Genomic DNA, 289 nt, shown 5'->3' with positions numbered 1-289 from the left:
CGGCCAGCAGCCCCGGCTCGCCGTCGGGCATGGGCCGCCCGTCGTCCCCGACCACGCGCGCGTGGAAGCCGGGTACGGGAACCCCGGTCGTACCGGGGCGGATCGCGTCGTCGGCGGCGGAGATGAAGATGTGCAGCAGCTCGGTCGCGCCGATGCCGTTGATGAGCCTCAGCCCGGTGCGTTCGTACCAGGCCGTCCAGGTGGTCGCCGGAAGGTTCTCCCCGGCTGAGACGCAGCGCCGCAGCGAGGAGACGTCGTACGGGCCCCCGCCCGGCCCACTCGGCGCACC

Annotated in this window: 1 protein-coding gene; it reads right to left on the bottom strand. The window is 74.4% G+C overall.

Annotation, left to right across the window (positions count from 1 at the left end; all coding sequences use genetic code 11):
• Positions 1 to 289, bottom strand: a 289-nt coding sequence (locus AOK16_RS28765) for an AMP-binding protein (protein WP_240483717.1), incomplete at both ends; no start/stop codon positions are given.

Source organism: Streptomyces pathocidini (genome assembly GCF_001418495.1).
Lineage (GTDB): Bacteria > Actinomycetota > Actinomycetes > Streptomycetales > Streptomycetaceae > Streptomyces > Streptomyces pathocidini.
Note: the sequence above shows the minus strand (reverse complement) of the source record. Positions and strands in the feature narration are given on the sequence as shown.